A 25,445-nucleotide genomic window follows, 5' to 3' on the forward strand; every position below is an offset into this window, starting at 1 on the left:
GAAACTCATGTCCGAAACTCTGCCCCCGCTCATCGAAACCCCCAAAGGCTTGTACCGCCATTACAAAGGTGGTCAATACCGCGTGCTGGGCACCGTGCGCCACAGCGAAGACTTGCAAGCCATGACCCTGTACCAGGCCCTTTATGGCGAACAAGGCCTGTGGGTGAGGCCCGCCGCCATGTTCACAGAAGTGGGTGAATTCAATGGACAGGTACAGCCTCGATTCGTGCGAATCGGTGACTGAAACAAGCCGAACTTCGTGGCCTTTTTGGGCCGACAATCAAGTTTCAACACTTCAACCTATGGACCCCCACATGCCCCAATCCGGTCTCATGATGAATCGCCCCTTGCTCATTTCGGGCATTCTTGAACATGGCGCTGCCCAATTTGGCGAGCAAGACATCGTCTCGCGCGAGACGCACGGCCCGCTGCACCGCTACACCTATGCCGATGCGGCCCAACGCGCTCGTCAACTGGCCCATGCCCTAGCGCAAATGGGCCTGAAAGCGGGCAGCGCGGTCGGCTCCATCGCCTGGAACAACCACCGCCACCTCGAAGCGTATTACGCCGTCTCGGGCAGTGGCATGGTCATGCACACCTGCAACCCGCGTCTGCACCCGCAGCAGCTGATTTATGTGATCAACCATGCCGAAGACGAAGTGGTGTTGTTTGACGCCACCTTCGCGCCGCTGGTCAAGGGCATTGCCGCGCATTGCCCTCAGGTTCGCGCCTGGGTGTGCCTGGCCGACGCGGCTAACACACCCGCCATTGAGGGCGTGGCCCCTGTGCTCAATTACGAAGACCTGATTGCGCCACAACCCACAACCTTTGCCTGGCCCGAGCTGGACGATCAAACAGGCGCTGCACTTTGCTACACCTCAGGCACCACCGGCAACCCCAAAGGAGTGCTGTACACGCACCGTGCCATCGTGTTGAACGCCACCACCGGCTGCATGCCCGATGTGCTGGGTCTGTCCACGCAGGAAACCATCTTGCCCGTGGTGCCCATGTTCCACATCAACGCCTGGTGCATCCCTTACGCCGCGTTGGTGGCGGGCACCAAGCTGGTCTTGCCCGGCCCCAAGCTCGACGGGGCCAGCTTGTACGAGCTGATGGACACCGAGCAAGTCACCATCAGCGCGGGTGTGCCCACCATCTGGATGGGCCTGATCCAGCACGTCGAACAAAACAACTTGCGCTTTGCCCACATGAAACGTACCTGCGTGGGCGGCTCGGCCATGCCCATGGCGCTGATCGCCAAGTTCATGGACACCTATGGTGTGGAAGTGCGCCACGGCTGGGGCATGACCGAGACCACCGCCGTGGCCACCATGAGCAACTTGACCCGCGCTGACCGCCTGCGCCCCGCTGCCGAGCAGCACGCCATTGTGGCCAAGCAAGGCAAAACCGTCTCGGGCATCGAGATCAAGATCGTCGATGACCACGGCAACACCCTGCCCCGCGACGGCACCTCGCAAGGCGAGCTGATGGTGCGTGGCCAATGGATCGTGGAGCGCTATTTCAAGGCCGAAAAAACCGCGTTGGTCGATGGCTGGTTCCCCACGGGCGACATCGCCACCATCGACGCGCACGGCACCATGCAAATCCGCGACCGCACCAAGGACGTGATCAAGACCGGAGGCGAGTGGATCAGCTCGATTGACCTGGAAAACGCCGCCATCGGTCACCCCGCTGTGGCCATGGCCGCCGTCATTGGCGTCAAGCACCCCAAGTGGGACGAACGCCCCCTGCTGTTCATCGTGCGCAAGCCGGGCCAAAGCGTCGAGAAACAAGAGATCCTGGACTTTTTGGCCACCCAAGTGGCCAAGTGGTGGGTGCCCGACGATGTGGTCTTCCTCGAATCCCTGCCCGTGGGCGGCACCGGCAAGGTTCAAAAGAACGACCTGCGCAAGGACTACGGCGGCGTTTTCAGTTAAGTGAGCAGTTGAGTGAACAGTTGACAGGATGCCCGATCGGCATCCCCTGCTCCATCTGAAAAATGCCATGTGGTTCTCCCTTGTGGGAGCCCCGCCCTCGGGGCGATGGGTGGTGGTCTGCGAGGCCCTATCGCGGCGGGGGCGCCGCTCCCACAAAAAAAGTTCATGCAAACGCCATGTGGTTCTCCCTTTGTGGGAGACCCGCCCTCGGGGCGATAGATGGTGGTCTGCAAGGCTCTATCGCGGCGGGGACGCCGCTCCTACAAAAAAAGTTCATGCAAACGCCATGTGGTTCTCCTTTGTGGGAGCCCCGCCCTCGGGGCGATGGGTGGTGGTCTGCGCGGCTTTATCGCGGCGGGGACGCCGCTCCTGGTATGGATTGACCTGTCAATAGGTGTCGGTTGTTTTACAGCTGTCTCTCTGTTTCTTTTGTCTTCTCGGTCAGTGACTGTGGATCAGGGACTACGAGGCTGATTGGGCGACGGTAGATCAATCTGGTATTCGTGGGTTGGTTACCACATGCCTTGTCTTCGGTCGCGCAGCTGCCCATCTCTACAGTCGTGGGTCATCTCCCCCTTGCGAGTGAGCGCCACATAGGAGCGTCTGGGGTTCTGCAGTTCTGCCTGCGCAGTCCCTGAACCACAATCACCGACCTCTTGTTCATGCCGTTGCCCGGCTACCGTGCACCCGGCCACTGGCCTCGCACGCAATCGCCCAGACAAAGCCCACCATCTCGCGGGCCACCGCCGTGCACACTTTTTGTTTGAGCTTGCCCGACGTCAGCAGTTTTTGGTACCGCCCGCACAGTCTCTTTTGCCCCTCCCACGCAATGGCCTGCACCCGCTCGCTGGTCTTTTCTGCCCGCATCTCTATCGTGCGGCTCTTGCGTGCCGGGAATCGGTAGTTCCAGGCCGCCTCGATCAGCACCCGCCTGACGTGCCCGTTGCCCGTCTTGGTGATCGCGCCTTGCTGCCTTTTGCCGCCGCTGCTGTATTCGCTGGGCACCAGCCCCAAATACGACATCAGCTGCTTGGGGTTGTCAAAGCGCGTGATGTCCCCCAGCTCGGCCAACAACGTCACCGCCGTGATCGTGTTCACCCCCCTCATGGCCAACAGGCTGTTCAACACTGGCTCCAGGCTCCAGCCGCGCACGGCCAGCAAGATTTGCTTTTCCATGCCCAACACGCGCCGACTGGCCTCCTTGAGCGCCTCCACGTACTCTTGCATCACGATGTGCTGCGTGGGCGTCTCAAACGTGAGCGTCTCCATCCAGCGCCAGTACGCCACGGTCCACTTGCTTTTGCCGGTGAAGACCTTGCCGTTGCGCAGCAAAAACGCTCCCAAGCGTTGGCGTGCCTTGGTCTCGGTTTGTTTGAAATCTTCGCGTGCCCGGCTCAGATCTCGGATGCCCTCTTGCTCTTTGTCGGGTACCCACACGGCCGTCAAGCTGCCATCGGCGTGCAACTTGGCCAAGCTCATGGCGTCACGCCTGTCGGTTTTGATGCGCACGCCTGGCATCTTCGGGATCAAGGAAGGGGCCACCACGTCACAGGAGTGGCCCTGCCGGGTGAGCTGATGGTAGACCTCATAACCACATGGCCCCGCTTCGTAGCAAAAGTTCAGCACCTCGCCATCGGGGCTCAGTTGTTTGAGCAACTTGGTGATGGCCGCTGGGGTGTTGGGGATTTCTCCAAAGTAACTCGGTTTCGTGCGAAGACCGCGCACGACGGCAACGGCGATGGTGTCTTTGTGAACATCAAGGCCGACGTAAATATCGATAAACTGTTTCATGACCTGCCTCCTGAGTTGTGGCACTGAGTTGATAAAGGTTTCACACCCATTAACTTAACCCACGTTTGTCAGGTGGGCAGGTCATCCATCATGTCTACAAAAAAAGTTCATGCAAACGCCATGTGGTTCTCCTTTGTGGGAGCCCCGCCCTCGGGGCGATGGGTAGTGGTCTGCGCGGCTTTATCGCGGCGGGGACGCCGCTCCCACTGGTCAGGGCTCAGGCCAGCGCCACCCGGCCGTTGGTCAAACTCTGGCGCTGGGCCGCTCATTCATGCGGTCGCGCCAGGCCTGCAAGGCTGGCATGCCTTCGTCACCAGGCACAAATTTCATCAAGCCCCGCGCAAACTCCAAGGCGCAAAACGCGGTGATGTCGGCGATGGTGAAACGCTCGCCCGCGATAAATTGCTGGGTTTGCAGCCGCTGGTCAAAACCCCGCGCGACATCGCGCACTTTTTCGGCCTGCGACCGGCCGAACTCCGGAAACTGGGGTTTTTCTAAAGCCGCCAAGCCGGGGTGACTGTGGCGGATCGCGTTGGCAATGCCGCCCAGCAAATACAACTCCACCTGCCGATCAGCCATCTCGATGAAGCCACGCTCATCCCCCTCGCCCATCAGATTGGGCTCGGGGAAGCGGCCTTCGAGCAAGGTGCAAATCGCACGGGTTTCAGTGATCACGCGGCTGTCGTCCAACTCCAGCGCGGGCACTTTGGCCAGCGGGCTTTTGGCCAGGTATTGGGGCGTGCGGTGCTCGCCGCCATTCAGGTCCATGTTGACCATCTCGATGCCAGTGATGTTTTTTTCGACCAAAAACATCAGCACCCGGCGAGGGCTGGGAGCGCGGTGGGCGGTGTAAAGCTTCATGTGGTTTCCTTTTTTGAATGGGGTTATGGCACCGTCCCCATGTCATCTCTTGCAGACTAGCACCCACCTGCCATTGGACATGCCACGCAGATGACAAGTCGCCTGAGGATCCCAACGAAGACACCCGGGCGACACCAAGTCACAGGCCGGACAGGACAAGACCAAGACAACCCTTCCAATTCCCACAAATGACCCTGTTCCACGATCTGAGAAAACGCGACCATGAACTTTGACATCCCACCGGACATTGCAGCCCTGCGCGATCGCACGCGGCAGTTCATTGCCGAACAGGTGATCCCCTTGGAAGGTGACCCGCGCCACGGACCACACGGCCCGTCAGAAGACTTGCGCCAAGAACTGATTGGCCGCGCACGCGCTGCGGGCTTGCTCACGCCACATGCCTCGGTTGACATGGGCGGGTTGGGCCTGAGCCACATCGCCAAAGCGGTGGTGTTTGAAGAAGCCGGTTACTCCAACCTGGGGCCCACCGCGCTCAACATCCACGCCCCCGACGAAGGCAACATCCACCTCATGGAAGAAGTGGCCACCCCCGAGCAAAAAGAGCGCTGGCTGCGCCCACAGGTGGCGGGTCACACGCGCTCGTGCTTTGCCATGACCGAGCCCGACCCCGGCGCTGGGGCCGACCCCTCCATGCTCAAAACCACCGCCGTGCGCGACGGTGACGACTACCTGATCAATGGCGTCAAGTGGTTCATCACTGGCGCTGAGGGTGCCCATTACGCCATCATCATGGCCCGCATGGAAGATGGCACCGCCACCATGTTCTTGACCGACATGGACCAGCCCGGCATACAACTTGAGCGCAGCATGGACGCCATGGACAACTGCTTTACTGGTGGCCACGGCGTGCTGCGCTTTGACAACTTGCGTGTGCCCGCCACCGATGTGCTCGGTGCCGTAGGCCAGGGCTTTCGCTATGCCCAAGTGCGGCTGGCACCGGCCCGCCTGACGCACTGCATGCGCTGGCTGGGCCAGGCACGGCGGGCACACGACATCGCGCTCGACTACGCCAGCCGTCGCCACGCCTTTGGCAAACCTCTGGCTGAACACGAAGGCGTGGGCTTCATGCTGGCCGACAACGACATCGACTTGCAAACCGCCCGCCTGCACATTTGGCACACCGCCTGGCTTCTCGACCAGGGCCAAAAAGGCGGCTACGAATCGAGCCGCGCCAAAGTGGCTTGCTCAGAAGCCGAATGGCGCGTGGTGGACCGCTGCGTACAAATTTTGGGCGGTCAGGGCATGACCGCCGAAACCCCGGTGATGCGCATTTTCATGGACATGCGCGCTTTCCGGGTCTACGACGGCCCCAGCGAAGTGCACCGCTGGAGCATGGCCCGCAAGCTGGTTTACAAAGCGCAGCAAGCGACCCAAGGGTGAAGGCTGACCTGTTGATCTGGCTCTGTGAAGTTTGAAGTGCAAGGCTTGTCTTGGCCCAGCGATCAGTCATGCTGGCAGTGTGGGAGCCCCGCCCTTGTGGCGATGGGTGGTGGTCTGCGAGACGCCATCGCTGCGAGGGTGCCGCTCCCACAAAAAAAGCGTTCATGCAAACACCATCGGGCCTGATCCATCACCATCAACGCGTTAGAGATGACGAACCAACAAAGCAATCTTGATCATGAACCCCTCACTGATATCAACCCTTGAATTCATCCAGTCGTGCGAAACACCCTGGTCGCGTGACAACTCGGCACCTTGGGGCATTCATGAAGCCGACCCACCGCCTTACAACCGTTTGTATGGCCCAGTCCATGGGCGTGGGCCGGTGTCTGGGGTTTTGTTTCACCAACACCAGTTGCTGGCCCAATGGGGCGAGCCCCACAAGGCCGACCTGACTTTCAGTGTGGCCAAAACGTACTTGGCCTTGCTGGCCGGCCTGGCATTTGACCAAGGGCTGATCAAAAACGTTCACACCCCTGTTGCCGAGCAATGTCCCGGCATTGGCTTCGACGGTGATCGGCTGTCGCGCATCACCTGGCACCATTTGCTGCAGCAAACCAGCGAATGGGAAGGCACTTGCTTGGGTATTCCTGAACAAGTTGACCGGTACCGCTGGCTGGAATACCAAGCCGGACAAGCCGACGGCAAAAAAGGCGATGCCCGGCCACTGGGTGAACCCGGCTCCCGGTTTGAATACAACGACGTGCGCATCAACCAACTGTCATTGGCCTTGTTAAACGTGTTCAAGCGCCCACTGCCCGAGGTGTTTGAAGAATTTTTCCGACAACCCCTGGGCTGCTCGGACGCGTTTCAATGGGTGGGCTACGAGCAAGGCTGGACCGAGGTCAATGGCCAACGCATGATGTCGGTGCCAGGCGGCAGTCACTGGGGCGGCGGTGTGTCCATCTCGGCCATGGACCAAGCGCTGATTGGCCTGATGCTCATGGGGCAAGGCCAGTTCAAGGGCCAACAAATTTTGTCCAAGCAATGGATGCAGATGATGCAGCAGCCTTGCGACATCGCGCCCTATTACGGCTACCTGATTTGGCTCAACAAAGACGGTGCCTTGTTCAAGGATGCGCCCCGCACGTCCTGGTTTGCCATTGGCGCGGGTTCATCCATCACCTGGGTCGATCCCGTGCTGGAATTGGTGTGCATCATGCGCTGGATTGACAGTACAAAAACAAACGACTGCATCGCCCGGGTGATGCAGTCGTTGAAACCCTGAAAAGGCGCTAAGGCTTACTTGGCAAAAAGACTTTCGGGGTTTGCAAACGCCTTGAACTCCACCGCATTGCCGCAAGGGTCCAAAAAGAACATGGTGGCCTGTTCACCCACTTGGCCCTTGAAGCGAATGTGCGGCTCAATGACAAATGAAGTGCCCGCTTTTTTGAGCTTGTCTGCCATGGCTTCCCACTGGCCCATCTCCATGACCAAACCAAAGTGCCGCACAGGCACGTTGTCGCCATCGACCGCGCTGGTGTTGTGGTGACCAGCCTCGGAAGGACTCAAGTGGGCAACGATTTGGTGACCATAAAAATTGAAGTCAATCCAGTGCTCACTGGAGCGGCCTTCGGGGCAACCCAAAAGGTCACCATAAAACGCTCTGGCCTTGGCCAAAGAAGTGACGGGGAAAGCCAAATGGAAAGGTTGCATGGTGTGCTCTGCCTGAAATCAAAAAGACAATTTTGCACCAAACACCGGGGGGAGCGGGGGCATTTACGTGACAGTCCGGAGACAGGGCTGGGGGTCTGGGCGCATGCTTTAGGAGCATTTTTTGAGCGGCCTGTTCGGTAGTGAACGGCGACATCGGCGAAAGCCGGTGGAGCGAGACTTTCTGAACTGCCTATGCGGCAGTGAACTCTGCCGCGTGGACCTGCACTTTCACATAAGATTTCTGAGCTACCTATGCGGCAGTGAACGTGGTCACCACGCTGGGCCTGTTCAACTTGTCTTTCTGAGCTGCCTATGCGGCAGTGAACAAGAACGCCTGGCCAACACCATGGCCGAAGCATTTCTGAGCTGCCTATGCGGCAGTGAACGCCGCCTCAAGGTCCAGCTTGCGTTCTTCGATTTTCTGAGCTGCCTATGCGGCAGTGAACGCTCAACAATCCCTTTTCAGCGCTGCCAACTTTTTCTGAGCTACCTATGCGGCAGTGAACGGGCTTGTTCACGCTGCACCACCTTCCAGATTTTTCTGAGCTGCCTATGCGGCAGTGAACCCGGACGGCTTTAGAAACATCGTCAAGCGTCTTTTCTGAGCTGCCTATGCGGCAGTGAACCGAAGAAAACGCAAAAGAGTGCGATGGACTTGTTTTCTGAGCTGACTATGCGGCAGTGAACATGAAGCTGCAAAGATGCTTCATGTTGATCTTTTTCTGAGCTGCCTATGCGGCAGTGAACGGTGTAACCGCGCAGCACAAGCAAGAAATATTTTTCTGAGCTGCCTATGCGGCAGTGAACAAATCGGCGGCAACGAAGGCGCTTTGCTGCATTTTCTGAGCTGCCTATGCGGCAGTGAACTCTGGCCCACCGGCTGCGCTGGTGTGAGTGCATTTCTGAGCTGCCTATGCGGCAGTGAACTTTGTGAAAACCGGCGATGCAGAGCCGGTTGATTTCTGAGCTGCCTATGCGGCAGTGAACCTGTTTCTCGTATTCAGCGCGCCCTTTCCGCCTTTCTGAGCTGCCTATGCGGCAGTGAACTTCACAGTCCATTTGTCGGACTGTGTAAAGCTTTTCTGAGCTGCCTATGCGGCAGTGAACCTGAGTACGAACAGACATGGCGCGAGCGCGTTTTTTTCTGAGCTGCCTATGCGGCAGTGAACCGTCAAGTTGGTTTTATCTCTCTATTGTTGACTTTCTGAGCTGCCTATGCGGCAGTGAACCCAACTTCACCCAGTACTACTTTGGCGGTTTTTTTCTGAGCTGCCTATGCGGCAGTGAACGACCCACTCGAGCAACAAGCCCTCGGCTGGCTTTTCTGAGCTGCCTATGCGGCAGTGAACTTGGTTGAAATGTTGTTTGTGGATCAGGCTCCGTTTCTGAGCTGCCTATGCGGCAGTGAACAGCCACCAAGCGCGGATTTTTCCAGTCTTCTTTTTCTGAGCTGCCTATGCGGCAGTGAACGAAAACAGTAATTGAAATGGCGCGTGAGGTTTTTTCTGAGCTGCCTATGCGGCAGTGAACATCTGGTACACGGCAATGGCGGCCGCAATGTAGTTTCTGAGCTGCCTATGCGGCAGTGAACGGTCGTTTTGCACACTGGTGACGGGCATGGATTTTTCTGAGCTGCCTATGCGGCAGTGAACTGCGTTCCGGTGCCGGAATCACCTCCCTTTCGTTTCTGAGCTGCCTATGCGGCAGTGAACGTTGAAAGATTCGACAATGCCAGTGCTTTCGATTTTCTGAGCTGCCTATGCGGCAGTGAACCCTGATCGACGTTAACGACCCCGATCAACCATTTTTCTGAGCTGCCTATGCGGCAGTGAACAAGCTGTAACTTTGACTTTCATGATTTCTCCTTTTTCTGAGCTGCCTATGCGGCAGTGAACTTTGCGATTACCTGAAGACGACCATTTCTTCGTTTCTGAGCTGCCTATGCGGCAGTGAACGGATTTCCAATGAGCTTTCAAGCGATGACATGTTTCTGAGCTGCCTATGCGGCAGTGAACTGTATGAACGGCCAGCACAGCGCACATGGGTTTTTCTGAGCTGCCTATGCGGCAGTGAACTCAGTGCAAGCGACGAAGGCAGGGTGCTTGTTTTTCTGAGCTGCCTAGGCGGCAGTGAACCTTGTGATGCTCCCGCCACGACCGTCATTTGCTTTCTGAGCTGCCTATGCGGCAGTGAACTAATCCAGCATTCACCCTCTACGGCTGAAGCTTTTCTGAGCTGCCTATGCGGCAGTGAACGAACAAGCTGATAAGGCAAAGGCTGAAGCAAATTTCTGAGCTGCCTATGCGGCAGTGAACGCCGCGCCAATGACAGTGTGGCTTCACTGCCTGTTTCTGAGCTGCCTATGCGGCAGTGAACGCTTACATGCAAGTGGACATCAAGGCCTTGGTTTTCTGAGCTGCCTATGCGGCAGTGAACCTCAGGCAGGCGGGGTGTCATGCGGTGCCGGTTTTCTGAGCTGCCTATGCGGCAGTGAACTGGGTAACGCCAAGCAGTTCAGCCAATTCTTTTTTCTGAGCTGCCTATGCGGCAGTGAACGGTGCGCGACGATCTGCGTCGAGGTGCATTGTTTTCTGAGCTGCCTATGCGGCAGTGAACCGAACGATCACCAGTGCGCCCGGATTTGCCCTTTTCTGAGCTGCCTATGCGGCAGTGAACTACCCACTGCGACTGGAAACACGGCAAACAAATTTCTGAGCTGCCTATGCGGCAGTGAACGTCCAGCGTGCCTGACCCGGCGGTCTTGCGCCTTTCTGAGCTGCCTATGCGGCAGTGAACGGGTGGATGACGATGGCGTCGGCGTTCATGTATTTCTGAGCTGCCTATGCGGCAGTGAACCAATCAGCATGTGAGTTCTCCTTTGATCTTCATTTCTGAGCTGCCTATGCGGCAGTGAACTAAATGGACAGGAGCTTGTGCCGAATATGAACTTTCTGAGCTGCCTATGCGGCAGTGAACATGACTTGTGCGAGTGCATCACGGGGATCAGCTTTCTGAGCTGCCTATGCGGCAGTGAACTTGGTGCCCGATTGACGCAGGCGATTTTCAGTTTTCTGAGCTGCCTATGCGGCAGTGAACAGCGAATCAAGGCGTTCGATCAAAACCACAATTTTCTGAGCTGCCTATGCGGCAGTGAACATGTACTTGAGCTGTTGGTAGATCTGGCTGTTTTTCTGAGCTGCCTATGCGGCAGTGAACTGTTTAACTCGGTCGTAGAGACTAGAGACGATTTTCTGAGCTGCCTATGCGGCAGTGAACAGATTCCGCAATGACACTCAACCCATTCAAATTTTCTGAGCTGCCTATGCGGCAGTGAACCTGTGATGGCCTCGGCTTGGAAGATCGTTTCATTTCTGAGCTGCCTATGCGGCAGTGAACATGGCAGGCCGGTGAAGATGGCTTGTGTGAGTCTTTCTGAGCTGCCTATGCGGCAGTGAACAGCAATGGATAGCGGTGATAAGGCAACCAACAATTTCTGAGCTGCCTATGCGGCAGTGAACTTCCATCATCGTGACCTTCATTCCGCGCATTCCTTTCTGAGCTGCCTATGCGGCAGTGAACCATAGCAAGGGCGGTGCGGATGATCTTCGCAATTTCTGAGCTGCCTATGCGGCAGTGAACCAATGACGGTTTGAGTTGTGCCGGGCGAGTATTTTCTGAGCTGCCTATGCGGCAGTGAACTGGCCAGTCTTGGAATGAGTACAACGCATACTTTTCTGAGCTGCCTATGCGGCAGTGAACGGCATCTACCTTCTTGCCAAACCATTTGAATTTTCTGAGCTGCCTATGCGGCAGTGAACTCGGTAATCAGCGACTGGATGTAGCGCCTGGTTTTCTGAGCTGCCTATGCGGCAGTGAACAGCACTCAATTATCCCCAACCCATTGTCAGGCCTAAGGTTTTAGATAAAAAATGGTTCAGCACCCAAATTTTCGACCCCACTGTAAGTCCTTGATTTATATGGACTTGCAGCGGGGCCGAAAAAAAGGGTCAGAACCAAGGCACTGTGGTCTGCGGGCTCAAACCATACGCACCAAACTCGCCTGGCACCGCTGTGGTCTGTTCCGGACCCAAGCGAATGAACAGCCGAAAAGTTTGACCCGTGCTTTGGCTGCGCAGGGTCAAAAAGGGCAAGTTCAGCATTTCTGCAGCGCTGTCGGGGATGCGCTCCTGTGCTTGCGCTGCCGTCAGGCCATGCCTACGCATTTGGCGTCGGCGCAAGCGCTCGGGGCTGCTTTTGGCTTGCACACGACTGACCACGCGATGCAGGGCATTGGTAGGCACCGCCAACACAGCGCCACACGCCACATGGTCGCGCATGCCGGTCAGCCAATCTGTGGTCAGCAGTGTGTGCAGCGACAAACCGGTGCCGTGCAAGCGCAGCACCTGGCCCAACACATAGCGTGGGTGCGCACCGGTGCGGGATGCACGCGTAGGTGTAGGTGCAGATGCGGCATCACCCACGTCCATTTGCGGAAAGCTCACCCCAATGTTTGGGTGTGCGCCTGCCGCTAGCGCTTTGTGCAGCTTGGTGAACAGCGCTGCCATGAGCATGGCGGGTGCAAATTCAGCATCGGGCTGGAGTCGAATGTCGACGTAATGGTCCATGGCGCTCAGTCCTTGCCCGATTCACCAAACACGCCACCGCGAATCAGGTTGGCCATGACGTAGTGCTGCTGCTCCACGGCAGGCACTTGGTCTTTGATGACCCAGCCATCGAGCAAGGTGTAGAAGTCTTGCTTTTCTTTGGGCTGGCGATAGGCCTTGCCCTGCGAGGTGACCGAACCGTAGGGCTCGACAGCAATCGGACCCAAGCCACCCTCTTCTGGATACCAAGTGTCCACCGTGCGAATGGCGTTGCCGAGTTTTTGCGAGTGGATGGCGGCAGCGCCTTCTTGCTTGGCGGTTTTGCCCACCACATAGAGGGTCTTGCTTTTCTGCCCAGCGGTGCTAGAGCCTTTGTCCAAGATCAATTCTTGCGAAGGGAACACCTCTTGCCCAGCGCCCACGCGGGCAAAGGCAGTCACTTCAAGCAACGCATATTGCTGGCCCGACAAGCCTTGCTCAATCACCTTGGCCAATGCGGCCACGTCGTTGGTGCTGGCCGCTGGGGCGTCAAAGTTGCGCATCGAAAAGTCAAGCGCGTTGAACGTCCAGGTGTTGACAGCTTGCCCATCTTGCAGATGGCGCACTTGCACTTCGACCATTTCTGCGCCGACGCGGTTGCGCCACAAAAAGCGGCCATTGGCCAGGTTGCTGGCATAGCGCTGGGCCAGTGTGGCAAAGCCTGCGCTGCTGGCGTAGCTGTCCACCACGGTTTTGAGTTTTTGTTGGTAGGCCGCGCTGTTGCAGGCCGATGGCACCCCAGCGCCGCCCAACACGCGCACTGTAAAGCGGGCTTGCAAGGTGTCGGCCTCGGGTGGAAGGGTCGCAACGTCGACGGTTTGCAGGTTGGGCTTTTCAATCTCAGCGTCGAGTTTGGCCGGGTCCATGTCTTTGGTTTTGAGGCGGTTGGAGATCGTGCCGCGCACCGACTTTTCGCGCACAAGCACTGCGGGCCAAACTTTGGCGTTGCTGCGGTCGGCCCACAGGCCCGATGAAAAGACGGCGTCAGACGGGTCGAGCTTGCGCTCGAAAGCCAGAACGGATGCGGTTTTGAGATCAGATGTATTTTTGGTAGCCATGATGAAAATTCCTTGAATGTGATTGATCCGTTTAAACAGGGGTTGACGTCGGCGTTAGGCTGGTCACAGCGGCGCCGTTGTGCGTGACATACAAACCCGCCTCGGGCTGGGCGTGGTGTCGCCAGAGCAGGTCATGCAGGTTTTTGATGCGGTGCGGCCCGACCCATTCGCCCAGCGACAGCACGCTTTCGACAAAACGAAACGGCGTGTCGTTGTCGCGGGCGTTTTTGACCTCGCCCGGGGCATAGAGCGGCGAGATGGCGGCATAGCCCACGGGCAAAGGCACCAGCCAGCCGGGCTTGCGGCGCGAAACGGTCCAGTCTTTAGAACCCACGGCTGATGCATTGACGGTTTCAACATCGGCAGCGTCACCACCCTCGCTTGCGGCTCGTTCTGCATCGCTTGTGTCTGAAGTTGGCGGCGTGTAATGCAAAGCGCACAAGTCCAACAAGGCGTCCAAAGCCGTGGCCTCGGCACGCTCTTTTTGCATGGCGTTCACATGATCGGCCAGCAACTGGGCGCGGCTGACCAACACAAAGCCGGGGGCCAAGTGACGGCGCAGTTGCGCAAAGGCACTGGTTTGCCCTTCACGGTTGGTGGGCCAGTCGATCCACTGCGCTGGGTGCTTGCCACGCTGCGGGTTGTGCAAGATGCTGCCGCCCGCCAGACGCATGCCTTCGGCCTGGTGCAAGACCTTGGCTGCCAGTGCTTTGCATTGCTCCTCATTCAAGGGGCAGTCATCACCCGACACAGTGATGAGCAAGCTCACCTCCATGTGCGTGCGCCCTTCTTCGACGATGGCTTGCGTGTTGCCGTCTTTGTCCAAAGGGTTTCGCGTCAGGTTGAACACTTGCGTGTAACGTCCCGGTGGCTGAAAGGTTTGCGGCTCAAACTGGTGGCAAGCAATGCCCACGCTGCCAAACCGCAAATCCAACCCTTGACTGTTCAATCGGCGCTGGAGAGCGTGCGCAAAACCCGTGAAAGCGCTGGGTGGCGGAAAACCCCAGGTCAATGGGCTGCTGATGGCGTTGGCGTTTTGCACACGCAAGCGCGGCAACAACAAGACCGCTTCAAAGCGTTCGGGCTTCATGGCAGCACCTCCAAAAACGTGTGTTTCCATTCGACAAAATCGGCATCACCCATGCGGATTTTGTCGGTGCTGAGGGTGGCATTGAGCCAGCGGGCAAAGTCCTCGGCCACTTTGTCGCGCCATTCGGTGGCCTCGGGTGCCGCGAATGCGCCTTCGGCAGCGCTCATGGCTACAGCCTGCGTTTCATGGGCTGCTTGCGCGGCTTCAAGCGCATCGCCATCGAGCCATTGCTTTTGCGACCAAGACAGTTTGCAAGCGGGGTCGGCGCTCCAGCCGCCGTTCAGGCATTGCAGCTCGGTGGCCATGTCAAGCACGCGGTCGATGATGGCTTGCACCAACTCGGCTCGCTTATCGCGGATGTGCACGTTGTTGCCCACAGCGGCCACGCTTTCCAAAAATGGCCTGAGCGCCTTGGCAATCAGGTACACCGTGCGGTCACGCCCAATAACACCTCGCTTGTCAAACACCGAAGTCACACGTAGCGGCGGCTGAGTGCCTTGGTCTTTCCAGACCGGGGGTACGCTGGCCAGCAAGTAATTGGCTCCACCGCGCTCACTATTGAGCTGGCTGATGTTTTGTGGCTTGCTGCCCCCCATGTTGCGCACCGCCATGCCGGGGTAATCGCAATAGCCGTGCTCATGCGGTTCCTTGGCGCGACGCGATGCTCGGGCAGCTTTGGCCGCATCCGAAAAACGCGCTTCTTGCAAATGGGTGTGCACACCATGAACCAATGCGGTGGGAAACAGCGGGGCCAACAGGTGGTAGCCGTCATCGGGCAGTGGAAAGTAAAGCTGCTTGGCCAGGGTGTGACTGGCCGCACCGCCCTTGCCATCCACAATGCCAGCAAAGGCTTGCGCCCATTGCGTGGCTTCTTGTGCATCGCTGCTCAAAGCTTGCAGCGTGGCGCCATCTTTGCGGGACAGCCGTGCCAACAAGCCTTGACCGTTGTGCTGAAGTTTCAAGAACTTGAAAACATCCAGTGCAGCGGCGTTACCGACCACATCGTCTGCGCGTTGACCTTGCAAAGTGTGTGTGCCGATCACGTTGGCATCTGTGCAAACAGGCTGGTCCACATACAGATTGGTGCCGCGTGCATCGGGGTGAATGGGTTTGAGCGTGTGGCTGGCCAGCTGAATCTGCGGCACCCGCTTGGCCGCATCGGCCAACCAGGTTTCACGCACATGGGCTTGCTGCAAGCTCAATCGCTGCGCCTGCACCTCGTCGTCATCGCCTTTGAGCTTTTCCAGCTTGAGCTGGAATCGCTCTTGAATGAACCCATCCACCAAGCCGCGCAAAGCTGCGACGTCTTGGGGATCGGGAGGGGAGTCCGTCATAAATATCCTATTTCACATTTTTGGAGATAAGGCGCCTTAGCACCCGCCAAAATCAAGATCGACTAAACTCACCCCTCGGTGTAACGCCGAAGGGTGGTTTAGCAGGGCGCAAGCCCATCAACCGACTAATAAAGTCCAGCGATTGCTAGTCACACTTCACTCCTTTCCTCTGCGACTTAACCCGCAGTTGGTTTGCCCAAGCTTCCCGGCACAAGGCATCAGTTATTCCGTTCGATCTTGTCCAGCAAGATCGGTTAAATTTAAACCAGTTAACTTTCAGCTTTTTTTACTGTTTAAAAAATTTACAAGCGTATCTTAGCACTCATTTCAAGCGTGCGTCAATTACGCGTCAGGATTAGTTTGCGTACGCGATAATCAAAGCCTGTTGTGAAACAGCTTAGAAAAGTTAGCCTTCAGCTTTTCGTTTACTGCCGCATAGGCAGCAACTGTGTTTGTGCATAGTTACCAGTGAAACAACCTCAGGTACAACTATCCTGCTTGTTCAATAACATGCTCTGCGCCAGCTCCCAAGGCAGTCGCCTGCCTTGTTCTTGCATGGCCTTATAGGCAACACGGGCCACGGTGGCGGTGATGCATTGCTTGCGCACCATCTCGGTCACCAGCCAGATCGTGCCTTTGACTTCCACCCGTTCTGTTTCGGCCGCACTGCGCAAAGCCGCATCGCCCGTGAGCAAAGGGCATTTCTCTTGTTCTGCCAAGGCCAATGCAAACAAGTCGTTGCGGCTGGGGCGCTTGTATTTTTGGCTCAGGGCCTGCACGCGAGCCACGCCTTCGGCAGGCAGGCTTTTCACAATCAAGCCCATGTCACGCCAATGGGCATGGTGCTCGGCCAGTTCTTCAAAATAAAGCACGTCAGGCACCGCAAATTGGTAACCCAAGCTGAACATGGGGGCCAGCAGGCCACCCACTTCCACATCGATCAGGATGTTGGCGTCACTGATGAACGCCAGCATGGGCTTGCTCCACGGTGGCGTCCATTTGACGGATGCGGTGGAACTGGGTGAGCTGCATGTTGAGCAGCTCGGCCGCTTTGGATTCGCCGATGTAGTCTTCGGCCAGCGCGTGAAAGACCAGTTGCTCAAAGTGGTGGGCTTTCTCGGCGGGGTAGGCAGGGCCAGGTTCGGTCAAGTGCCAGCCTTTGGCTTTGAAGAGGTCGGCCTGGGTTTGGCGGTATGCGGCGCTGACAATGCCCAGATCGCGTGCCCGGTAAAGAATGCCGCCCATGGACAGACCATATTCGGCCTTGAGCAGCGCCAGCTCTTGCAACTCAATGGCGTTACGGTGCGTGCCCAGCTCTTGCAAAACAGCGCGCCGGGGGAACAGGAATGCACCGGCAAAGCGGTTGCACACCAGCTCGGCATCCAGTGACGCACCGATTCGCTCGGCCAGCAGCAAGTGCGCCAGCTCGTGCGCGAGCGTGAAGCGCTGACGGTCACCTGGCCAATGCCGCCCCACCACCACCACAGGCACTCCAGCGGCATGCGCCGCCAGTCCGTCAAAGTGTTTGTCACCATCGTCTTCGGTGATGAAGACGCGAATGCCCTGGTTTTCCAGGGTGCCGATCAGGTCAGGAATGGGGTTCATGCCCAGCTGCCACGCGTTGCGCACTTGCTCTGCAACCGCTTCGATGTGCGCCATGTCGGTGACCGTGGGCAAGTCAAGCGGAATGGCAAACGCTTTGGGGGGCTGCGGAAAGAGGCCTTCCAATTCCATGCGCCGCTCAATCTGGTCGATCACGGCATGGGTGATGGCGTTCAGACGCTTTTTGGGCAAGGCGCTGTGTTTGCGGTATTCCAGCCCGTCGAGCACCACGGTTTGAGGCCGAAAGAAGTAGGCCACGCGAACATTCAGGGCCTGCGACAGCTTGAGCAGCATGTCGCTGGGCGGTGTGGTTTCACCGTCTTCGTATTTTTTGATGGCAGCGTGCGAGACGCCTACGCGTTCGGCCAATTCTCGCAAAGACAATCCGGTGGCTTTACGGGCCTGTTGGAGTCGGTTGTGGAGCATGGTGGGCTTTCTTGGGGTGAACTGGGGCTTGGCGCAGTGGGTTTACATTCTATGAATATTTTTTATATTTTGTAAACCCGCAAGACCTTTTTTGCAGCTCACTCTTGGGCTCTTCGACGAAATCCCAGCATGCGGTGCCATGCCCAGACTTGGGTGCCCTCGCCCTTGGGCAACCCCAAAGCCCCAAACCGCTTGGCCAATAACGCAATGCCCTGAGATTTGGTTTCTGCCAACTCGGTCAATTCAGTCATGTAAGGGCGCACGGCCCAAGCGCTGATGGCAGGGTTTTCGGGAAGGGCCAAAGGCGCAAACAAGTTGTCGTGGTTTTGTTTGCGCTGCTCGTCATCCAGCGTGCAAAACTCAAAGCCGTCTTCGTCTTCGATGGGCAACAAAACAAATTCCACGCGGCCTTGCGGGTCGTGCCTGAAGGGTTTGCTGCGTTGCTCCACCCCGGTCAGGTGGCTCAAGGTTTGCCACCAGCGGCGCACGGTCAACTCTTCATCTTCGCCATCGTCTGACTGGTCTGCGGCAGCAAGCGTTTCCATCACGCCGCCCAGGCGGGCGTGCTCCAGATCGGTCAAGCGCTGATCAGCTTGAAGGGGTCTGTGCTGGGTGATTCGGGATGTGGCGTCCAACTGTTGCCATTCTGGGTCGCGCAGCAGGTCGTTGAGCGCGTGAGCCGCCAACGGATGGCCTGCAGTTTCAAAGCCAGGTCGTGTGAAGGCGGCACCGCCCGGGTTTTCCAAGGCCTTGAGGTTGTGCGACAACAGAGCGATATTGGGCACTTGCACAGTACCACTGCGGTGGCGGCGCACGCGGCCAGCCAGCTGGATGATGCTGCGCATGGACGAGGGCTCGACCACGGCCCAGTCGTAGTCATGGTCGCGCCCGACTTCGGCCACAGCGGTGGCCAGCACCACAAACAGATGATCGGCTTCGGGGTGGGCATCAATGGCTGCGCGGATGGCAGGCTTGCGCAATTGGGCCATTGGGTCTTTGTCTTGACCATGACGTTGCAGCGCTTGGTCGATGGTGTGCTCCAGGCCCGAGCGCACCAAGAGCGGATGGCGCGAGTGGTACACGCACAAATGGATGCGCACACCCTCGGGCATGGGCATGTCGTGCAAGGCCATGGCCACGTCAATCAGCGGGTCGATGTTGGCCATGCGGACCAAGCCAAAGCTAACGCGCTTGCCGCTGGGCTGTCCTGGGGTGGTTTGATCAACCGTGTGGTTTTGCAGGAGGCGGTGCAAGTCCAAAGCGGCTTTCAAAATCACTTGGGCGTATTCCCGGCGAATCTGTGGCGTGGTGGTGGCCTGGATGTTCACCGGCACGATGTGCGCTTGTCGGCGTTGATCGGTGCGGTGTTGTACCGCCAGGTGTGCAACGCGCTTTTGCACAAAGTCACTATGGCTTTGCAAGTAGCTGTTTTCGTCGGCATGTTCACTGTGGGCGGCACCGTTTTCATCAAACCAAGCGCAGCAGACCGAAGCGTCCAGTCCCGGTTGGCCCCGGTTTTTTTGAAAACTTTGCCGTCCCGCCAGATAGGCGGCAAACAAGCCTTGTATCAAGGCGGGTGGCAACGTTGCAGAGGACAGCAACACACGACTGCCCAGCAAACCCGCCCAATGCACCAGGCGCGTCAGGGCATACAGATCTTCGATGCCAAAGTCATCGGGCTCGTCCAGCACCAAGTCAGACGTGAGCAAACGCAGCATGGGCACGATGTGGTGCCCGCCGCGTGTGGCTTCGCACGCGGGCATGAGGTGGTCAACCGTGCAGACCAACACGGGCGCATGCAGAAGTTGTTGCGCGGCTTGTTTTTGTGGATCGTTGCCACCCAGGTATTCGCTCAAAGGGCCAGGATGGATCGTGTTCTCATATTGCACATGGGTGTTACTGGGCAGCAAGTCATGGGCCGATTCGCTGCCTGCACTTTCCAAGGTGTTTTCTGCTGCATTGGCTGCCGCACTTTGCTTTTTGTTGTGCTCGTGCAGTGCGCGCACGGCACCACCACCCACCATCACAGCCAATTCGTCAGAGCCCAAGCCCATGCGCTCACGCAAGGCATCGCCAGTTTGCAGGGTGAGGGTGCGCAAGCCGAGCGCCACTGTGAAGCGTGCACCTTTTTGCGGGTGCGCCAAGGCGTACATGATGCGGGCATTGGCGAGGGTTTTGCCACAACCTGTCGAAGCCATGTTGACACCGAAGAAGCCTTGTTTTTCGCTACTGCCTTGCAAGGCAGTAGCCAAGTCGAAGGCTTTGTCTTGCCAGGCAAATCGGGCACTTCCACTGCGTTGCTTGAAGGCACGGTGATTGTGAATGCGCGGCAAGCTGGCATCGAGTTGGGGCAGGCTGCGGGCGATGCTGTGCGCGCCCTTTTCAACACCAATCAAGTGTTCGTCCAGGCGCTGCTTTAGGGGACTGCCCTCTTTCTTGCGGTCGGTGTTGGCGTAAGCCTTATCGTAAGTGGCATCGCCCAGCTTGCGGTCACCTTCGATGCTGGAAAAATGGTGATCGGCCAGGATGAGCGTGAGACGCGCCATGTGCATGGCATACGGGTTGTCTTTGAACCATTTATTGTCTTTGTTCATCAGACTGGATCGCTCCAGCATGCGCTGAGCCAGGGTCGCAGCGCGTTTGCGCCATGCAGCGCTGTGGTGAGGCAATTTGGCGTTGAAAGTCCAACAGCCTGCCAAGATTTTTTGATGATTCTTGGGGTCTTCGTCATCACCGGCTTGGATGCGGCTACCGCACCAGTTGGCCCCCAAGGCCGACCACACGCGCTGAAGCTGCCGATCGGTCGCAGTAGCAAGCAACGGTAAGCGATGGTGGCTCACGATCAGCCAGCCAATCGCTTGTGCCAATGGACTCATGCTTTCCAGCGGTGGTGTAGGGCTGGCGTCCATGCCGTCTTTGACCAAGCTGGCAAACCAAAGCGGGTTCACTTCTCCCGCGCCATCGGCCAATCGCTGCAACCACACAGCATCTGCGTCTTGCCCCACAAAGGCTTGGAATAAACGCAGCGACACCCATTCGTGCCGATAAGGGTCGGCCAATTTGCCTTGGCCTCTGAGCTTGTTCTGAAACGTGTCATTGGCCTTGCCGAAGTCATGGAACAGCGCTGCCATGGCCGCCAGCAAGCGGATGTCGTGGGCGGTGTGCCAATCGTTTTCGTCGTTTTGTCGCAAGATATTCCGTTCGGTCATGTTGGTGGGTGTAGCCCCGCTGGCGTTGAACTGTTTGGCATCACCGACGACCCAGAGCAATTCGCTGTGGTTTTGTCCGCGTATCCAGTGGCAAGCCACGGCGGTGTTTTTGCGGGCGGTTTTGCGAAGCAACATGCGCAAGGTGTCCAAGCCCTGCTGGGTGATGGGCGTTTGCCAAGTGCGGTCGGCCTGCTGCCCGTGTTAGCGCTCGCCGTAATGAATCGACCCTTGCAATGGCACAAAAGCAAGCCGACACGTCCAGCATATGCGCCGTCAACGGGTGACTTTTCCCTTGCTGATTCAGTTTTCCCCAAGCATCTATTTGATTCATCATTGACATCAAGAATAGATACTTTTAGGCGCATATAGCGAGCCTGAAAAATTATTTTTTACAGTATGTCAGGGGGAGACCGTACGAAACACTGTCGCGTGACAACCAAACAGGTGTACTTTTTGGCACGCAGCGTTCGTCAACCCTGCTGGTCAGCCTTGCGTTTTTTTCTGGCTGCAGGCACCCTTTGGGTGATGGCTTGGGGGCGTGTGCCACGCCCATCGCCCACAGGGGTGGGCTCCTACAAAAATCTAGCCCTTGGCCGCTTCCAGCATGTCCCTTGTCTGCATAGCAACCTTGCGCGCCGCAGCTTCAAAGTCGTCGCCACTCAATGCTTACAGCACCGCACGCGATGAGTTGACGATGATGGCCCCTGCGCTGGATACGTCGACATTCGCAAGCCAGCTGGCAGTTCAGGTTCCAAGGGCCTTGGGCCAGTTGGGCAATGTGTTCGTACACACGGGGCTGACCGTCAACCGAGGCCAGGCGCTGGTTTTGCAGGTCGTCACCGCCGGGGTTGGAGGTACGGCAGAGCAAAAATGCGCCTTTGCCTTCGTACTTCAAATAAGGGGCCACCGAGTCCCAGCCCATGAAGGGCGAGAGGGTCCCGGCGTCGGCACCGTATCGGGCAAGTCGGGAAGGTCAAAACTCATACCCCCTCCCCCAACTTCAAAAACACCGCATATTCACTCATCACATCCACGGCAATGGTCTTGCCCGCTTGCAAGGCGGCCAGGTGTTCGGGTGTCAGGGTGAAGCGTTCGCCGCCCCAGCGCCTGCCAAAGGGGGTTTCGTTGCCATCGGCATCAAAGGGCTGATCGACGATAAGCACGTTGGTTGGTTTGTCATGGCTGTGGTTCATGGTGTTTTAGGCTCCCACACTGCACGGTTTAGAAAGGGTGTCAGGCCTGCGGCCCTCACAGATTGAAAACGATCCATTGCGGCAGTCACTCTTTGCAGTTCAGGGCTGATCCACCCGATGACGTTGAGAATCAATTGGTGTTGGGCGTCCAAGTCACGCCAATGCACGATGCGCTCGTGGTGAAAGACGCGGTTGCGCAAACCCCGAATTTGCTCCAAGTCGTTTTTGCGATCTTTGCGTTTGTGCAGGCTTTTGGGTAAATGCGGAAAAACAGCCTTGATGCCCCTGGGCAAAAACGGCGTGTGCTGTTCGTAGTGCGCTTCAAAAAGGCTTGTCCAAAATCCGAATTGCAACTCAGACACCACGCGCCCGGCAGTGAGAGGTTTGTTCATTTTTTGAATTTTGGTTTTGACTTTTCTCACCTCATCTTGCGCCCACAGGGTGAGACCAAAAGAGGGTGCCTCATACCAGTCTTCTCGTCCCATTAACTGGGTTAAATGATGATGAATGGCATTGCGCAGTGCGATTTCACAGCTTTGCAGTGCTGGGTAGAAGCTCTCGCACAAGGCCATGTTGAGCATGTAACGAGCCAGTGTGATCTTGGGGTCAATGTGCCCGTCATGGCGCATGGCATAAGCCAGCAATCGCTCGGAAGAAATATGCGTTTCGACTTGCTGGATAAAGGAGTGAGGCATGTCGCGTTTGGTTTAACGTAGAATTAAACGGTAAGCCTCGGAACTCCCTCTCCCGCTCCTCGCGGCGGTGACTGGAGCCGAGGTTTCTTTTTTGTTGGGTTCAGAACGCATACCCCAGCCCCCCCAGTTTCTTCCGAATATCAGGGTCAAGGCGTCGTCAATGCGCTTGCCAATGTCGGGCTGGGGCGCGGCAGCACGCAATGCGTCCCAGCGGGCACCTTCGGGCACCCAAAACACGTTTTCGCTGGTGTAGTAGTCGCGGTCTTCCAGCTCGGCGGCAATGTCTTCGTCAGCCGCGTCGCCGTAAAACAGCTCATCGGCCGGGTCGCGCAGGCGCAGCGTCAGCTCGGCCTGGCGGGCCACAAAGGCGTCGGAGATGTATTTGACGAAGATGAGGCCGAGCACCAAGTGCTTGTATTCGGCGGCGTCCATGTTGGCGCGCAGTTTGTCGGCCGATGCCCAGAGGGTCTTTTTGATGTCGTCGAGCATTGATGAGCGCTTGTGATTTGTGATGAATGTCATCCAAAAGTGACTACCTATTGACTCTCAAATGAGGTTCTGTTGCCACCAACGGCAATTTGACCATGCGCGGAGCAAACCGGCCACCCGGGCTGTCATAAAAATTTGAAGTGGTTTTGTGGGCTTGGCTCCACCTTCGTACTGCAAGCCAGCGTACCCCTCTTCCATGTTGGCGCTAAACGCCGGTGGCAAGCGAGAACACTGGTGCACGTCCACCGGCATGGGCAAGTTGCATGGATCACAGAGGGGGCTTTGACTTCTTCAAAATGGCACAGCCCCGGATCGCGAAAAGCCGACCTTAAGCCTTGCAGATCAGGCTGCTTCAACGCAAAGCCTGATCCCGCGCTGCGCGTGACTCGGGGCTGGATGCGGCCAGCGCGATCTGGTCGTGTGCCATGTACGAAGTAGCATGGTTCAGAGCTGTAGCGGCGGCGTTGACCGACTCTTTGCTCATGCGCACGGTGGCGGCGGGTTGTGCCAAGGTTTGCGCGGCCAGGGCTTGTGCGCGGGTCAGCGCTTGGCCTGTCTCGCTGACATGGTCCACCAAGCCCATGGTCAGCGCTTCAGGTGCAGCGATGCGTTCGCACAAGATGGTCAAACGTTTGGCTTTGGCCGGGCCCAGCAGGTTGACCAAACGGGGGATGGTGCCCCAGGTGAGCGGAATGCCCAGGGCGATTTCGGGCAAGGACACAAAGGCGTCTTGCGCCAGCACACGCCAGTCGCAGGCCAAGGACAGCGCCAGCCCGCCGCCCACCGCATAACCCTCGATGGCGGCGATGGTGATCTGTGGCATTTCTTCCCAGGCCTTGCACATGCGAAAACCCGTGCCCGCAATGTCGCGCCGCTGCACCGTGGACAAGCTGTCGTCGGCCCAGGCTTGCGCGTCGTTCAAATCGGCACCCGCCGAAAAGCACCGCGCATCGCCCGTGAGGATGACCACGTCGATGTCCGTGCGATCGCTCAGGGCCCGCGCCAAGACGGTGATCTCGCGCATCAGGGCGCGAGACAGGGCATGCCGAACTTGGGGCCGGTTCAAATGGACTTCGACCAGGCGGCCTTGTTCTTTGACGATCAGGTGTTCGTACACGCGGGTTTCCTTTATCAGCCCTTGGCCGCTTCCAGCATGTCCCGCGTCTGCATCGCCACTTTGCGCGCCGCAGCTTCAAAGTCGTCACCACTCGATGCATACAAGACCGCACGCGATGAGTTGACGATGATGGCCCCTGCGCTGGAGCCGTCGGCATTCGCACGCCAGCCGGCCTTGACGGTGGCCACGGCGTCGCCGCCTTGTGCGCCCACACCGGGAATCAACAGGGGCACGGTGGGGGCGATTTCGCGCACACGTTCAATCTCAGCGGGGTAGGTCGCGCCCACCACCAGGCCCAGTTGGCCGTTCAGGTTCCAGGGGCCTTGGGCCAGTTGGGCAATGTGTTCGTACACACGGGGCTGACCATCTACCGAGGCCAGGCGCTGGTTTTGCAGGTCGTCACCACCGGGGTTGGAGGTGCGGCACAGCAAAAATGCGCCTTTGCCTTCGTACTTCAGATAAGGGGCCACCGAGTCCCAGCCCATGAAGGGCGAGAGGGTGACGGCGTCGGCCCCATAACGCTCGAAAGCTTCTTTGGCGTATTGCTCAGCGGTGCTGCCAATGTCGCCGCGCTTGGCATCCAAAATGATGGGCACATGCGGGGCCACCCGGCGCATGTGTTCCATCAGGCGTTCGAGCTGGCCTTCGGCGCGGTGCGCGGCAAAGTAGGCAATTTGGGGTTTGAAGCTGCTGACCAGGTCGGCCGTGGCGTCGACGATGCGGGCGCAAAAGTCGTAGATTTTGTTGGCGTCGCCTTTGTAGGCGGCGGGGAATTTGGTGGGTTCGGGGTCCAGGCCCACACAAAGCATGGAGCCGTTTTGGCGCTCAGCGGAGCGCAGCATGTCAAGGAAGGTCATGGCCGGATTTTAAGGCCCCCCCATGA

General features: G+C 57.9%; 19 protein-coding genes, 2 pseudogenes and 1 CRISPR repeat array. Of the genes and pseudogenes, 4 read left to right on the top strand and 17 right to left on the bottom strand.

Annotation, left to right across the window (positions count from 1 at the left end; all coding sequences use genetic code 11):
• The first annotated feature begins 7 nt into the window (after positions 1-7).
• Both AMM41_RS03860 and AMM41_RS03865 read left to right on the top strand, forming a co-directional pair.
• Entirely contained in the window at positions 8-244 is a 237-nt protein-coding gene (locus AMM41_RS03860) for a DUF1653 domain-containing protein (protein WP_089953178.1), read from the top strand.
• Positions 245-314: 70 nt separating this feature from the next.
• Positions 315-1,937: a long-chain-fatty-acid--CoA ligase gene (locus tag AMM41_RS03865; RefSeq protein WP_089953678.1), complete on the top strand. Its 1,623-nt coding sequence runs from the start codon at positions 315-317 to the stop codon at positions 1,935-1,937.
• A 660-nt stretch (positions 1,938-2,597) separates the two neighbouring features.
• Here AMM41_RS03865 and AMM41_RS03870 read toward each other — a convergent pair.
• Together AMM41_RS03870 and AMM41_RS03875 are read right to left on the bottom strand one after the other, a co-directional pair.
• On the bottom strand, positions 2,598-3,728 hold the full coding sequence (locus AMM41_RS03870) for an IS110 family RNA-guided transposase (RefSeq protein ID WP_089953180.1): 1,131 nt from the start codon (positions 3,726-3,728) through the stop codon (positions 2,598-2,600).
• Positions 3,729-3,971: 243 nt separating this feature from the next.
• Positions 3,972-4,589 (bottom strand): glutathione S-transferase family protein, encoded by a 618-nt coding sequence (locus tag AMM41_RS03875; protein WP_089953182.1) that lies wholly within the window; start codon positions 4,587-4,589, stop codon positions 3,972-3,974.
• A gap of 222 nt (positions 4,590-4,811) precedes the next feature.
• On the opposite strand from AMM41_RS03875, the gene AMM41_RS03880 reads away from it, so the two are divergent.
• Together AMM41_RS03880 and AMM41_RS03885 are read left to right on the top strand one after the other, a co-directional pair.
• Positions 4,812-5,990, top strand: a complete 1,179-nt coding sequence (locus AMM41_RS03880; protein WP_089953183.1) for an acyl-CoA dehydrogenase family protein — start codon at positions 4,812-4,814, stop codon at positions 5,988-5,990.
• Between the two features lie 238 nt (positions 5,991-6,228).
• Entirely contained in the window at positions 6,229-7,278 is a 1,050-nt protein-coding gene (locus tag AMM41_RS03885; protein WP_089953185.1) for a serine hydrolase domain-containing protein, read from the top strand.
• A gap of 14 nt (positions 7,279-7,292) precedes the next feature.
• Here AMM41_RS03885 and AMM41_RS03890 read toward each other — a convergent pair whose 3' ends face one another.
• The 15 genes and pseudogenes from AMM41_RS03890 to pyrF all read right to left on the bottom strand — a co-directional run bounded on the left by AMM41_RS03890 (position 7,293) and on the right by pyrF (position 25,419).
• Positions 7,293-7,706 carry a VOC family protein gene (locus AMM41_RS03890; protein ID WP_089953187.1) on the bottom strand — a complete coding sequence of 138 codons (414 nt, stop codon included), beginning with the start codon at positions 7,704-7,706 and terminating at the stop codon, positions 7,293-7,295.
• Positions 7,707-7,824: 118 nt separating this feature from the next.
• Positions 7,825-11,584: a CRISPR direct-repeat array (repeat unit 28 nt; unit sequence TTTCTGAGCTGCCTATGCGGCAGTGAAC).
• 129 nt (positions 11,585-11,713) lie between these two features.
• Positions 11,714-12,331: a type I-F CRISPR-associated endoribonuclease Cas6/Csy4 gene (cas6f, locus tag AMM41_RS03895; protein WP_089953189.1), complete on the bottom strand. Its 618-nt coding sequence runs from the start codon at positions 12,329-12,331 to the stop codon at positions 11,714-11,716.
• 5 nt (positions 12,332-12,336) lie between these two features.
• Entirely contained in the window at positions 12,337-13,407 is a 1,071-nt protein-coding gene (gene csy3 / locus AMM41_RS03900; protein ID WP_089953191.1) for a type I-F CRISPR-associated protein Csy3, read from the bottom strand.
• Between the two features lie 31 nt (positions 13,408-13,438).
• Complete coding sequence (gene csy2, locus AMM41_RS03905) at positions 13,439-14,497, bottom strand: type I-F CRISPR-associated protein Csy2 (RefSeq protein ID WP_089953194.1); 1,059 nt, start codon at positions 14,495-14,497, stop codon at positions 13,439-13,441.
• The gene (gene csy1 / locus AMM41_RS03910; RefSeq protein ID WP_089953196.1) at positions 14,494-15,831 is read right to left on the bottom strand and encodes a type I-F CRISPR-associated protein Csy1; all 1,338 of its coding nucleotides are present in this window, start codon (positions 15,829-15,831) and stop codon (positions 14,494-14,496) included. The genes csy2 and csy1 overlap by 4 nt, the downstream gene beginning before the upstream one ends.
• Positions 15,832-16,310: 479 nt before the next feature.
• Positions 16,311-16,805, bottom strand: a complete 495-nt coding sequence (locus tag AMM41_RS03915) for a PIN domain-containing protein (protein ID WP_089953198.1) — start codon at positions 16,803-16,805, stop codon at positions 16,311-16,313.
• On the bottom strand, positions 16,786-17,859 hold the full coding sequence (locus tag AMM41_RS03920; RefSeq protein ID WP_089953200.1) for a helix-turn-helix domain-containing protein: 1,074 nt from the start codon (positions 17,857-17,859) through the stop codon (positions 16,786-16,788). Before AMM41_RS03920 ends, AMM41_RS03915 begins: the two co-directional genes overlap by 20 nt.
• A gap of 98 nt (positions 17,860-17,957) precedes the next feature.
• Entirely contained in the window at positions 17,958-21,203 is a 3,246-nt protein-coding gene (gene cas3f / locus AMM41_RS03925; RefSeq protein ID WP_194944598.1) for a type I-F CRISPR-associated helicase Cas3f, read from the bottom strand.
• A complete protein-coding gene (locus AMM41_RS21745) occupies positions 21,109-21,408 on the bottom strand; it encodes an HD domain-containing protein (RefSeq protein WP_194944610.1) in 300 nt (99 codons plus the stop codon). The genes cas3f and AMM41_RS21745 overlap by 95 nt, the downstream gene beginning before the upstream one ends.
• 242 nt (positions 21,409-21,650) lie before the next feature.
• Positions 21,651-22,026, bottom strand: a pseudogene (locus AMM41_RS03930) (orotidine 5'-phosphate decarboxylase); the annotation flags it as partial.
• A gap of 22 nt (positions 22,027-22,048) precedes the next feature.
• Positions 22,049-22,261 (bottom strand): hypothetical protein, encoded by a 213-nt coding sequence (locus tag AMM41_RS03935; RefSeq protein WP_089953206.1) that lies wholly within the window; start codon positions 22,259-22,261, stop codon positions 22,049-22,051.
• Positions 22,258-22,956 carry an Abi family protein gene (locus AMM41_RS03940; RefSeq protein ID WP_089953208.1) on the bottom strand — a complete coding sequence of 233 codons (699 nt, stop codon included), beginning with the start codon at positions 22,954-22,956 and terminating at the stop codon, positions 22,258-22,260. The genes AMM41_RS03935 and AMM41_RS03940 overlap by 4 nt, the downstream gene beginning before the upstream one ends.
• A gap of 138 nt (positions 22,957-23,094) precedes the next feature.
• Positions 23,095-23,445: pseudogene (locus AMM41_RS03945) on the bottom strand (type I restriction-modification system subunit M N-terminal domain-containing protein); the annotation flags it as partial.
• Between the two features lie 352 nt (positions 23,446-23,797).
• Positions 23,798-24,562 (bottom strand): enoyl-CoA hydratase/isomerase family protein, encoded by a 765-nt coding sequence (locus AMM41_RS03950; RefSeq protein WP_194944599.1) that lies wholly within the window; start codon positions 24,560-24,562, stop codon positions 23,798-23,800.
• Between the two features lie 14 nt (positions 24,563-24,576).
• Positions 24,577-25,419, bottom strand: a complete 843-nt coding sequence (gene pyrF, locus AMM41_RS03955) for an orotidine-5'-phosphate decarboxylase (RefSeq protein WP_194944600.1) — start codon at positions 25,417-25,419, stop codon at positions 24,577-24,579.
• Positions 25,420-25,445 lie beyond the last annotated feature (26 nt).

The sequence above is a fragment of the Limnohabitans sp. 2KL-3 genome (genome assembly GCF_001269405.1).
Classification (GTDB): domain Bacteria; phylum Pseudomonadota; class Gammaproteobacteria; order Burkholderiales; family Burkholderiaceae_C; genus Limnohabitans_A.